Source organism: Luteolibacter sp. (assembly GCF_039920825.1).
In the GTDB taxonomy this organism is placed as follows: Bacteria; Verrucomicrobiota; Verrucomicrobiia; order Verrucomicrobiales; family Akkermansiaceae; genus Luteolibacter.
The window spans coordinates 91,188-104,373 of record NZ_JBDSCX010000046.1 but is presented as its reverse complement, the minus strand read 5'-3'; the positions used below and the strand labels follow the sequence as shown (position 1 = coordinate 104,373).

Sequence of the window (13,186 nt, the reverse complement as noted above, 5' to 3'; positions counted from 1 at the left end):
CCGGCCACAAATCTGCGTAGGAAATCCGGTGAGGAAGGGTTGGTTTGAGGTCACACGAGAAGCAACCTGATCACCGGATTTCCGACCACTCCTTTCGCCGAAATCTCGCTTAAGTCAGTGCCATTCTCGTCAGACCCCTTAGACAAAATGTATATCGATTTCAACCAAACACCGTAGAACCCCCACATTATTTCCGGCACGGTGATGTCATGTCACGGATGCCTGATCCCATTTCCCAACAGGGCCACGGCCCGGCTGTCGGAAAGGCGGCGCGCTCCATCGTCTCTCGGACCGATATTGACGTGGCTCTGGGTTATATCGAGCGGCATGCCTGCGATGGCTTGACCCCGATGCGAGTGGTCGCGGAAACGCAGAAGATCACGTTGGAGATGTTCCATCCGCATTTTCTGGCCGCCACCGGCCTGACGCTGGAAGCGGCGATCCGCCTGCGGCAGTTGAACGAAGTGCGCCGGCTGATTTTGCGGACCGAGCTTTCGCCGCAGTTCATCGCTGAGCAATGCGGTTTCCCCGACATCCGCTCGGCGGCACGTGCCTTCACAGCGGCGGGCTGCGAGGTGCCGCATGTGCTGCGCGAATCCACGCCGTCCTCAACCTCAATTTCTTCAGGTGAAACACGTGGGAACGATAACCCCGGATGACACCTTGCCGCACGATTCAACCGCTCGCTCTCCTTTCCCCAATCTCCAATCTCCGATCCCCACCGACTTCTTAAACTCAAAAACTATCCCACGATGAAACCTACCCGCCGCCTCGCCTGCCTCGCTCCATTCTTCGTTGCGTTCTCCGCGCCCACCGCCCACGCAGCCAACGGCACTTGGACGTTCAATAACACTGGCACCGCCAATTGGAGCGACACGACCAAATGGTCCGGCGGCACTGTCGCCGGTGGTGCCGTCGCCGGCAGCGCCGACGCGTCCGCCGACTTCAGCACCCTCGACATCACGGCCGCAAGAACCGTGACACTGGACTCGAATCGTTCGGTCAGCACCCTGAAGTTTGACGACACCGGTGCCACGGGAGACTCCGCTTGGACCATTTCCACTGCGAACGCCAGCGCCCTGACGCTCGCGACCAGCACTGGCACCCCGACCATCACTATCGGCAGCACTGGCGTCGTGAACAGCTTCGCGGGACAGACCATCAGCACCGCCATTTCGGGCACCCAAGGGTTCACGATGTCTGGTACCAACCAGCTGACGCTCAGCGGAGATCTCTCCAACCTCAGCGGCGCGATGACCATCAATGGGGGTCGTCTGAGCCTCGGCGCAGGCACGTCCTTGGGAGGAATCACCTCGGTCACCGTCGCTTCCGGAGGCCAGCTCGGCTTTTGGAACGCCAGCAGCTCTACTTCAGCAAACATCACCATCGCGGGCACGGGTTACGGTGAAACCGGTTTCGATGCCGCCCTGCGTTTGGGTAACGCGAGCTGCAATGTCGTGCTTGACGGCACGGTGACCCTTTCCGGTAACGCCACAATCGCCGGTCGCAACGGCGCAGGCTTTTCGAACACTTTTAACGGAAATATTGGGGATTCAGGCAGCCCCTACATACTGACCTTCGGCACCACGAGCTTGAACGGCACTTATGTTCTCAACGGCACCAACACCTACACCGGCGGCACCACCATCACCAACGGTACGGTCCAAATTGGCGGTGCCGGCTCGCTCGGCTCCGGCAACTACGCCGGCACCATCGCCAACGCAGGTTCTTTCCGGTATTCATCTTCTGCAAACCAGACCCTTTCCGGAATTCTCAGCGGTACCGGAGCACTGGCCAAGGACACCGACACGAGCAGCACTCTGATCGTCTCCGGCGTGAACACCTACACCGGCGCGACCACCATCTCGGCCGGAGTCCTCCGCGTGGCCACGCTCGCCAACGGCGGCGTCGCCAGCAACATCGGTGCCGCTTCCACGGCAGCCGCAAACCTGGTCTTCGGTGGTGGCACGCTGCAATACACCGGGGCCAGCGTGACCACCGACCGTGCTTTTAACCTCACGGCATCCAGCACCTTGGAACTGACCAGCGCGGCCACCCTGCTGACCATCGCCAATGGGGTGGCGACAGCGGCCAACGGCACGGCCATTCTCACCAAAACGGGCCCGGGCATGCTGGTCCTTGGCGGCAGCTTCGACAACGCCAGCCTGGTTCTCGCCGTTTCCACCGGCGAAGTGGATCTGGCCAAGAGCGGCACCACGACCCGGGCCGTCGCGGGCATCTCCAGCGTCGCCTCCGGAGCGATCGTCAAACTCACCGGCACCGGCGGGGATCAGATATATGGCGGCAGCAACGCGAATAACCGTGGGATTAGCGGTCTCGACGGAACGCTTGATCTCAACGGCCATTCGGAAAGCACCAGCTATTTCAACGGCACTGCGACCGGTGTGGTGACCAACTCGGCTGCCGCCACCAATGCGATCTGGACGGTCGGTGAAACCAACACCACCAGTGCTTTCGACGGCACGATTCAAAACGGCGCGGGCACCGTGGCCCTCGTCAAGATCGGCACCGGCATGCAGACGCTTTCGGGTTCCAACCCCTACACGGGTTCCACCACTCTCAATGGCGGGACTCTTTCCTTGAACTACGATTCGCAGAACAACTCGAAGCTTTCCGATACCGGACTTGTTATCAATGGCGGCACCATCCAAATGTCCGGAGACTTCGGCAATCACCTGGAGATCGTCGGGCCGGTCACGATCAACGGTGTCGTTAATATCACCCGCAGCGGCTTCAACACCGCGAAGATCGCACTCGGCAATTTCACCAACAACGGCACGCTGAATGTGGCCGAGACCGGACTCGCCACCACCACCGTGGCGAACAATGGTTCCGGTTATCTTAGTGGCGTGACCTTCGGTGGCACTGGTTTCGCCGCGAAAGACGGGCTGGGCAACATCGTCGCCGCGACCAGCCTGACCTACGCGGATGTCACCCGCCTCGATGACGGAGCGAAGATCATCCCGAACAACAGCTCCATCGTGCGCATTATCGAGGGCTCGGGGAGCATCGCAGACCCCATCACCATTGCCTCGGGCGTTACCACGGACATCGGCACCCTCCTCCACACCGCTTACGGTGCCGCCACGACGGTGGATCTCTCCACCACGGTCGGCAGCATTCTACGCCTAGGACTAAACGGTAGCCTAATTGCCGCTGCCGACTCCTCCGCGCTGATCCTTCAGAACGGCATCCTGACCGCGGGCGGCGCGGCCGACACGGCGGGGACCGTCGATGTCCAAAACGGCAGTGCGAATGCCGTCACCATCAATTCGCAGCTCACTGACAACGGCTCCGGTGCCGTGGCCTTGAAGACCTTTGGAAATGTCAGCGTCGGATCCACGGGTGTCGATAGCACCAATAGCTACACCGGCGGCACCACCGTCAACGGAGGCACGCTCACCGTCACCAGCAGCACCGCCGCTGCCGCGAAGGCCGGACTGGGAACCGGCACGGTGACCGTGAACAACGCCAAGCTGACCCTCCTCACAGCCAGCACGGCCAACGCCCAGAGCTACGCGAATAATTTCGTACTCGATAACGGCACGCTCAGCTCCCAGGACGGCTCCCTCACCTACTCGGGAACGGTGAACCTGCTGGCGGGCACCAACAACACGATCAATGACGTCTGGGGCGGCAAACCGGCGACTTTCACCAATACCATCAGCGGGGCGGGAAACCTGACCATCACCAACACCGGTGGAAGCGCCGGCGGCAAAGTCACCTTCACCGCCGCGAACACCTACACCGGTGCTACGACCGTCAGCACGGGCACGCTGCAATTCGCCAAAAGGGTCTCGCTCTACAACGGCACGACGGGCGCCTGGACGACTGCGAACCTCACCGTCAACTCCGGAGCCACCGCCGTTTTCAATGTGAACGCTGCCGATGAGTTCACCAGCGCGGACATCGACATCCTCAAAGGTCTCGGCTCCGCCACGGGCGGTTTCATGAGCGGCTCCATCCTCGGTCTCGACATCACCAATGCGGCGGGCGGGAGTTTCACCTACGGCTCCATCATCGCCAATACGAATGGTGGTGCCAATGTGATCGGCCTTAACAAGCTCGGCACTGGCACGCTGACCCTCACCGGGGCCAACACCTACACCGGCGCGACCACCATCAGCGCCGACACGGTGAAAATTGGCGGTGCTGGCTCGCTCGGCTCCGGCAATTACCCCGGCACCATCTCCAACGCAGGCACGTTCCAGTATTCGTCGTCAGTGAATCAGACGCTTGCCGGAGTCATCAGCGGCGTCGGCGCGCTGATCAAGGACACTGGCACGACGAGCACGCTCACACTTAACAAAACGAACACCTACACCGGCGGCACCACCGTCAACCAAGGCGTGCTCGACCTCACCGGAGGAGGAGGCGTGAACGGCGCCATCCGCGGCGTCGCCACCATCAATACCGGCGCGACCCTCCGGCTGAGTACCGGCGATGCGACTGGTTACGATGCCACCACGCGACTTAGCACCATCCACCTCAACGGGGGCACACTCAATGTGAATTCGACGGCCAACCAGACGTTGGGCAGCGCCACCATCAACATGACTGGCGCGAGCATCACCGGCATCGCGGGCGCGAATCTCGACTTCTTCGCCGGTGCCTCCGCGCTGAACTCCTTCGGCTCCTCGACGACCTCCACGATCAGTGGCACAACCTTGTCCCCGCTGCGCCAAGGCAACACCACCTTCATCGTAAGCCAAGGAACGACGGCCTCTGGCATCGATCTCGATATCCAGTCCGTCATCAAAAATTCGGCCTCCGGCGACGCGGCAAACGCCGTGCTGAACATCATCGGCGGCGGGACGGTGGCCTTCTCGGGCACCAACACCATCACAGGCAGCGCCACCAAATACATCACGGTCTCCGGCGGCACCCTCATGGTCGGAAACGGCCTAACAACCGGCTCGCTCGGTACGATGAATGTCACGAACAACGCCACCCTGTCCTTCAACCGCTCCGACGCGGCCGGCAGCTTCTCCAACATCATCTCCGGAAGCGGTCAGGTGAAACAAATCGGCTCGGGCACCACGACCCTCACCGGAGCGAACACCTACACCGGCGATACCACCGTTGCGGCAGGCATCCTTGCCGTCAATGGCACTGCCATCCCCAATGCCGGGAAACTCGTAATCACCGGCGGCAAGGTCCAACCCACCGGCACGGAAGTCGTGGGCACCCTGTTCTTCGGCGCAGTCCAGCAAGCGTCCGGAACGTGGGGTTCCTCGACCGCGGTGCCGACCCCCGCCCACATCGATAACACACATTTCTCCGGAACCGGCGTGGTCAGCGTGACAACGGCACCCGCCGGATACAATACTTGGGCGACCGCCAACGCCGGCGGCGGAGCAGCCGATGGCGACTACGACAATGACGGCGTCAGGAATGGCATGGAGTTCTTCTTCGGTGCCACCGGTTCGACGTTCACCGCGAATCCGGCGCTCGTCGCAGGCAAGATCACCTGGCCGAAGAGCGCCACGTTCGCCGGCACCTACAAAGTGGAAACCTCCACCAACCTCGTCACTTGGACTGACGTCACCGCCTCGGCGGTCGATAACGGCACCTCGGTGACCTACACTCCGGCCACAGGGGACCCGGCACGCTTCGTCCGCCTCAATGTCACGGTGACTCCGTAAGCGGAAAAATGACAAATACCCTAACAGGCACCGTCACCGTGCAAATCCCGCGCACTTTGGCTGCCGGAGGAAAGCTCTTCGGTCGCTTGCAGCTCGTTAAATAGAAATCTTCCGGGAGACCCGGGTTCAAAACAGGCCGCTCCGGTTATCGCACCGGAGCGGCCTTTCTCTGAAAATTCCATTCCGGGTGCGGTGGATGATACCCCTGCTACTTTTTTCCGCGTGAACCGCGGATAAGGGGCATGGACGTCTCGTCCATGCGTGGGGACGAGACGTCCGCACCCCTATTTTAAGACGGCCTCTTGAACCCGGGCGGGTATGAACTTCCGCACCTGACGGAGGACATATTCGTTAGAGAGGCAGGCATCCGCCAGCCCGGCATTGATGCGTCCGATATATTCCTCTTTTGGCGGCCCCTCCTCTGTTATTGGATCGATGTAAACGAGTGCCAGTTGCGATTTTCCGTTACATAAAACGGGAAGTTCGAATTTGTGATAGAAACCATCGGCCACCCCTTCGTAATTATCCATGGAGCGCTCATCCGACTCGGAGAGTTCGAAAAGCACACCTTCGACCTCATCCTCTTTGGCTTCGACGACACTCGCGTAACCACGCGTCGTAATCATCCAGCGGTAACCGGAAAGCAGTGCCGTGCCTATCTTTCTGTGTTCGGGGCAACGCGCCTTCATCTGTTCAATCCACATGTTGGACCCGTAGGCGAAGTAGAGCTTCATTTTCCTTGCCCGATGTTTTGAGCGGATGCTCCGGCCATGGGAAGCTTGAATTCAACTTGCGGGCTTGCCGCCGGTTGCATCCCACGGCCTGTTCCGCGCTGGAAAAGATCGGAACGGGAACAGCGCGGGAAATCCCGCTTGCGGCCGGAGGACTGCGATTTCAGGCTCCGTCACCCGCATGAAACTCGACTCATCCCATCTCTCCTACTGCACCAACATTCACCCCGCTGAGACGTGGGAGCAAACGGCCGAGGTTCTGAATACCCACGTCCTCGCAGTCCGGGATCGCCTGCGGGCAAGCGGCTCATTGGAAGCGGACGCCCCGTTCGCCATCGGCCTTCGGCTTTCGGCAGTGGCCGCGCGGGAATTGTTGCGGATGGACAACATCGAGTGGTTCAAACAGTGGCTGCAGGAGACGAATACTTATGTCTTCACGATCAACGGTTTCCCCTACGGCAGTTTCCACGGCACACGCGTGAAGGAGCAGGTGTTCAAGCCGGATTGGACGGACCGGGCGAGACTGGACTACACCAAGGACCTTTTCAAAATCCTCGCCGCAGTCGCGAAACCGGGAACAACCGCCTCCGTTTCCACACTGCCGGGCTCGCACAAGACGTTCTCCGCGGAAGTCGAACCGATTCGCCGCCACCTGATCGAGCTCGCGCTCTGGCTGGAGGAACTCGCCGTCGAAACCGGCATCGATTTCCATCTCGGCCTGGAGCCCGAGCCGTTAGGACATTTTGAAAACACCGATGAAACGGTCCGCTTTTTCGAATTTCTCCACGGCGAAAGCACGGACTCGGAAATCCTCCGCCGCAGGATCGGCGTGAACTTCGACGCCTGCCATTTCGCATTGGAATATGATCCCGCGAAATGGGCTCTCGACACACTGGTCGCCGCACAGATCCGCATTTCGAAAATCCATCTATCAAGCGCACTCGCGCTCGACCCGCGCGACCCGGGGGCGCTGGAGGCGATCCGCGCTTTCAATGAGCCGGTGTATTTCCATCAGGTGCTTCTGAGGTCCGGGGATGGCAATCTCATGCGTTTCCCAGATCTCCCCGATTTCTTCGGCGTGGTGGAAAAAGGAACAATCGATCCCGCCAATTTCGAGGAAATGCGCGTCCACTTCCACATCCCGTTGGATGCCGAACCCGCATTGCCGCTCAAGTCCACCCGCGACCAAACCCGCGAAGTCCTCGCGTGGCGGAAAGACCATCCGGATCTCTGCGAGCATTACGAAATCGAAACCTACACCTGGGGCGTTTTCCCCGAAGGTATGCAACGCCCGGTTGAAGAACAGATCGCAGGGGAATACCGGTGGGTGATGGAGAATGCATAGGCTTCGTGAGCCTCCGTTTCTCCGAGGTCTCGCTCACCACCAACTCGTTGGATCTGGTGATGGACAACGTTAGAATCGTGCCGGTTCCCTGAATCACCTTATCGCCCCCGTCAAACCTCCGCCAGGAGCGGCAAAGATCATGATATTAATCTCCGGGGCGTGTCCTTACCCTAGAAACAAGATTCCCCCGGGGTTGCCCCCGAGGGTGACTTTACGGTTCAAACCAGTTAAGATTTGATCTTACCGTGGCTGACCTCCTGATTTCGGCTAGATCTTGTCTTGATCTTCTGATCCGTCAAGGCAGAATCCGATAGTTTATGGAAACGCGAAAATCTCCTATCGTCGGTCTTGACGCACCACTCACCAAACTCCCGAAGTCCTTTCCGACAAGAATCGATGAATCGCTGTTTTGTGGCTTAGATCTGGGCATCGGCTCATGCGGACAAGCACTGATATCGACGTCGAAAGAGAAAAGAACCGTCCGAGGTTTTGAAAACCTCCCTGGGGTAATCAGCTTTCTGGGCGTTCGCGCTTTTGATATTCCGGAAACCAAGGAGAAAACCGGGGTTAAGCTCAAAAACCCGGAACGCCGTGGAAAGCGCCTTTTGCGCCGAGTGACAGCAAGGCGGGCACACCGGATGATAAAGACACGTAAATATCTGATAAATTGCGGCGTGCTTCCGGCAGACTACCACTGCATGAAAGATGAATGGCGTCTCCGCCATGAACAAGCAACACCATGGCAATGGCGCTTGGAAGCTCTTGAACGAGCATTATCCGATTGGGAATGGGCGGTCATCCTCATGCACTATTCAAAACGCCGGGGGTTCAAAAGCGCACGCAAGGGAGACATTGCAGCAAAAGGATCGAAAGGCGGCACGCTGGAAAGCACGAAGGCCAATCACGATGCGCTCTCCACATTCCGGACGGTTGCTGAGATGTTCGACAAAGACGAGAGGTTCACAGTCGCCTTGAAATCGGCTGATGGCACCACTGGCGAAGTTAAACTAAAAAGGAATAAGGACGGAAACTATACCTCCATGGTGCTGCGCGATGACCTGCTGAATGAGATCAGGACGGTCTTCGACGCGCAGCGGCAATTTGGTAATTCTCACGCAGCCGCCGTTATCGAACAGGAATACTTGGCCATTCTGAATGCACAGAAGTCGATGCAGGATCCCGTCACTTTGCTCGGAGATTGCCCATTTCTTCCCGCCGAGAAACGAACAACATCGTTCGCTCCATCATTCGAGCTGTCCCGTGCGCTCCAACGGCTCAACAACATCACACTAATCCGTCCGGATGGATCAAAGTTGCTTCTTTCAAGCCAAATTCAGGATGGAGTTGGCTACGGCTCGTTTGTATCAGGATTTGGGAAAACGCGCACCATATCATGGACCGCACTCCGTAAACTTTGGAACATTCCCGAAAACGTCGATTTCCAAGACGTGAGGGAAGGAACTCGCAAAACAGCCAAAGACAAAACACCGTCATCCAAAACAGCAATCGAGAAGGAGGATTTCTGCAACCGCTCTTCCAAGCGCGGCTGTGCGGAGGGTTCTCACCGTCTCCGCAATGCGTTGGGAGAGGAAGTCTGGGGTCATGCACTCGGAACAGGATTCCACGAGTTGGATCAGGTCGCTTTCAGTTTGGCTTTCTACGAGGTAGTAGAAGATACCGAATCTCCTTTTACCATCCTAGGATCATTGGCCACCGGAAACATCGCCGGTGCTCTTGTGGATTCTGTGCGCGAGGACTTGAACAGCGAACGCCCCACCCTTCACGAGTTCAAGGGAGCATGCGGCGTCTCCTCGGAAGTTTCCCGACGACTGATTCCTCACCTCATGCTGGGACTCACCTACGACAAGGCGATGGCGGAGGCCGGATTCAATCATACGGATACGACCTTTCCGTTTAAGGACATCACCAATCCGGTTGCGAGTTCGGTGATCCGAGAAGTGATGAAGCAGGTGGTCAATTTGATCGATGAGGCGGGAGCACTTCCGGGGCGAATCTTCATCGAACTCGGGCGGGATCTCGGAAAATCCATTGACGAGCGCAATGAAATGGACCGAGGAATCAAAGACCGGACAAAAACCAAGGATTCCAACCGCGACGAAGTGGCGAAGCTCAAAAACTGTGCCTCAGGCTCTGTCAGCGACGAGGATCTCCTGCGTTACGAGCTTTATCTCGAACAGAGCGGCTACTGCCCCTACTCCGGCGAGCAGCTTCCCAATCAGGAGCGACTCTATGACTCTGACCTACAGGTGGATCACATCCTCCCCCGCAGCCGCAGCCATGACAACGGATTCGACAACAAGGTGCTGGTTTACACCAAATCCAATCAGGACAAAAAAAGCCAGACTCCCTATGAATGGCTTTCCGCCTCACCGGAGAAATGGAGAGGATTTCAAACCCGCATCCTTTCGATGCAGAGCCTCAGGCGGCGCAAAAAGAGAAATCTCCTGAATGACACCTTCGCCAACGAAGAAGCCATTTTCGCGGAACGGAATCTCAACGACACCCGCTACATCTCGAAGGTGATCATGTCCTATCTCGAAGCACTCTATGAAGAAGCCGGGCACACCTCCGCCCGAAATGGCGGCAAGCGCAGAGTCTTCACCCGCCCTGGTGCGATGACATCACTAGTCCGCAAAGCATGGGGATTGGAAAACTTGAAAAAGGATTTCGACGGGCAACGCATCGGCGACAAGCACCACGCTGTCGATGCTCTCGTTTGTGCCTGTCTGGCAGAAGGTGACGCCCAATGGATTGCCAAAATCAGTAAGGCTTACGGCAGCTTGGAAAAGCCCCACGCCTCTCATCTAGCCTTGCGGAACTTGGAAGTCCCATGGGGCAACTTCCGCAATGATGTAGTGGAAGCACTCCGATTGATCACCGTGTCCCGCCGCGAACGCTGCGGCGCGGGCGGCCCGCTCCATTTGGAAACCATCTATCGTGCCCGGCAGGACGAGAATGGAAAGACCATTGCCTATAAACGGGAATCGGTCGTCGGCAATGAAAACGGCAAAGCCAAAGCAACATTCACCAAAGCGGAGGACCTTGAGAAAATCGCGGGTATCCACGATGAGCGCAGCCGCTGGCTCAAGGATAGCCTCCTCGAATGGATCAAGCGCGGCTCTCCTATCACCCCCGAGGAACTTCCACGCGATCCACAAGGCTGTGTCATTCGCAAGGTCTTTTCAAAACAGAGAGCCATTCAGTTGCGCCCGCAGCCCCAGGGTCATGTCACCAGCGGCACGATGGTCCGTTGCGACGTCTTTTCCAAAAAAGGGCAATTCCATCTGGTACCTATTTACAAGCATCACCTCATAGAAAGAACACCACCCATGCGGGCGATCATGGCTGCAAAGCCGGAAAGCGAATGGACAATGATTGATTCGACTTTCCGTTTTGAATTCAGCCTTTGGAAGAACTCTCGCTTTGAAATCAAATTCACTGATGGGGAAATCAATGCTGGCTACTACAACGGGCTGAACCGAAATAATGGCCGAATTGATTACAGCCTGCCCGACGATGGGAATGCGGAAAAAGACCCAGCGGGAAAGGATTTGGTTTTTTCAACGAAAAGCGGAGTTTTATCATTTCGAAAAATCTCAGTGGATCGCCTCGGCAGGATCTTCCTCGTTAAATCGGAAAAACGAACATGGCGTGGCGTGGTGTGCATTTGAGCCGGGCGGCTAGGTTGCGGGTTGAACACCGGAATCTGGTCATCGAGTTTGCCGATAGCGGGACCGCCACGCGTCTCCCGTTGGAAGACATCGCCTATCTTATTCTAGATACCCCTGAGGTTTCGCTCACCGGCGCTCTCATGACGCGCATGAGCCAATGCTCCATCATGGTTCTCGGCTGCGACGACCGACACATGCCTGCTTGGACCTCCCAGCCATGGGGCCTGCATTACCGGCAGGCGGAAGTGACCAACCTCCAATTGGAATGCAGCCTTCCACTCAAAAAACGACTCTGGCAGCGGATCGTTTGCGAAAAAATCCGAGCTCAAGCCGTCTGCCTGGAGTCGCTGGGAGCGCAGAATTCGGATTTACTTCGTGCTCTCATCCCCACGGTCCAGTCCGGAGACACTGGGAATGTGGAAGCACGGGCAGCAGTGATTCATTTCCCATCCTTATTCCCGGAGCGGAACTTTCTCCGCCACACCGATGATCTACCAAACGGCCTTCTCAACTACGGATACTCACTCTGCCGTTCAGGACTGGCTCGATACCTTTGCGCCCATGGATTCATCCCGTCCTTGGGTCTGTTTCACCGCTCGATGGCCAATGCCTTCAACCTAGCCGATGATTTAATCGAACCTTATCGCCCGTTTGTCGATCAGGCAGCTGCCAGCTTGCTTGGAGACCGCTCTTCCTCCGAAGCACTGACACTGGATGACCGCCGTGCCCTCGCGCTACTGCTGGAAAAGCCCGTGTCATACGAAGGTGAGGAAATGACATTCTTCGCCACCTTCGCGCTTTGCGTGCAATCGCTCCGTAGAGCGATGGATGCAAAAGAACCCGAAATGCTCACGTTCCCAATCCCGTTGTCATGAAAGGAGACCTCCGCCGTATGTGGGTAATCGTATTCTTCGACCTGCCAGTGACCAAAAAGCCTCAACGAACAGCAGCGGCCCGTTTCCGTAACGATCTGCTCAGCGACGGTTACTTGATGCTCCAGTTTTCGGTCTATGCCCGCATGTGCCGTGCGCAGGAAGCCGTGGACAAACATATCCGTCGGATTCAGGGAAAATGTCCGGAAGAGGGTTCGATCAGAGCTCTTCAAGTCACGGACAAGCAATATGCCCGCATGAAGATCCTCTTGGGAAACCGAGTTCCAGACGAGTGCATCGACGGTCAACAATTGCTTTTTTTCTGAGCCAAAATGCCCGCAACCCCTATTTTATAAGGGATTGCGGGCATCTGGTTTTAGGACCTTGAAATCAGGAGGTCAACCACGGCAGGATTCCAAGGCATTTGAAAACCTTCCCTGTTTTAGGACCTTGAAATCAGGAGGTCAACCACGGCTATTTACCCCCAACGAAGCGCACCGGCTTGGTTTTAGGACCTTGAAATCAGGAGGTCAACCACGGCTTGGCCCCTTTCTTCCCAAAGACGGATGCGGTTTTAGGACCTTGAAATCAGGAGGTCAACCACGGCTCCTGGGTTGCCGCTAACGCCGAGAGTCTTGTTTTAGGACCTTGAAATCAGGAGGTCAACCACGGCCATCAACCTCGGGCTAACCCCGTCGAGCCGGTTTTAGGACCTTGAAATCAGGAGGTCAACCACGGCCGCCGGACCATCTTCGAAGGTTGTCATGGTGTTTTAGGACCTTGAAATCAGGAGGTCAACCACGGCGGTGCAAACGCCCTGGAATTCTGACGTGCCGTTTTAGGACCTTGAAATCAGGAGGTCAACCACGGCCACCCGCGC

Annotated in this window: 7 protein-coding genes and 1 CRISPR repeat array (1 of these 8 running past the window's edge); of the genes, 6 read left to right on the top strand and 1 reads right to left on the bottom strand. The window is 57.5% G+C overall.

From position 1 onward, the window contains the following. Positions 1–218: 218 nt before the first annotated feature. Both ABIQ96_RS15245 and ABIQ96_RS15240 read left to right on the top strand, forming a co-directional pair. Complete coding sequence (locus tag ABIQ96_RS15245; protein WP_348215472.1) at positions 219–659, top strand: AraC family transcriptional regulator; 441 nt, start codon at positions 219–221, stop codon at positions 657–659. Between the two features lie 93 nt (positions 660–752). Then, a complete protein-coding gene (locus ABIQ96_RS15240) occupies positions 753–5,666 on the top strand; it encodes an autotransporter-associated beta strand repeat-containing protein (protein WP_348215471.1) in 4,914 nt (1,637 codons plus the stop codon). Between the two features lie 284 nt (positions 5,667–5,950). On the opposite strand, the gene ABIQ96_RS15235 is transcribed toward ABIQ96_RS15240, so the two are convergent. After that, entirely contained in the window at positions 5,951–6,400 is a 450-nt protein-coding gene (locus tag ABIQ96_RS15235) for a gamma-glutamylcyclotransferase family protein (protein WP_348215470.1), read from the bottom strand. 178 nt (positions 6,401–6,578) lie between these two features. Between ABIQ96_RS15235 and eboE the strand changes: the two genes are divergently transcribed. From eboE to cas2, 4 genes are all read left to right on the top strand, one after another. Then, complete coding sequence (gene eboE, locus ABIQ96_RS15230) at positions 6,579–7,742, top strand: metabolite traffic protein EboE (protein ID WP_348215469.1); 1,164 nt, start codon at positions 6,579–6,581, stop codon at positions 7,740–7,742. Positions 7,743–8,059: 317 nt separating this feature from the next. Further along, a complete protein-coding gene (gene cas9, locus ABIQ96_RS15225; protein ID WP_348215468.1) occupies positions 8,060–11,434 on the top strand; it encodes a type II CRISPR RNA-guided endonuclease Cas9 in 3,375 nt (1,124 codons plus the stop codon). Beyond that, complete coding sequence (cas1, locus tag ABIQ96_RS15220; protein ID WP_348215467.1) at positions 11,410–12,309, top strand: type II CRISPR-associated endonuclease Cas1; 900 nt, start codon at positions 11,410–11,412, stop codon at positions 12,307–12,309. Before cas9 ends, cas1 begins: the two co-directional genes overlap by 25 nt. Continuing rightward, positions 12,306–12,632: a CRISPR-associated endonuclease Cas2 gene (cas2, locus tag ABIQ96_RS15215; protein ID WP_348215466.1), complete on the top strand. Its 327-nt coding sequence runs from the start codon at positions 12,306–12,308 to the stop codon at positions 12,630–12,632. The genes cas1 and cas2 overlap by 4 nt, the downstream gene beginning before the upstream one ends. Before the next feature lie 46 nt (positions 12,633–12,678). Further along, a CRISPR array of direct repeats spans positions 12,679–13,186; the repeat unit is 36 nt; unit sequence GTTTTAGGACCTTGAAATCAGGAGGTCAACCACGGC (it continues 189 nt past the right edge of the window).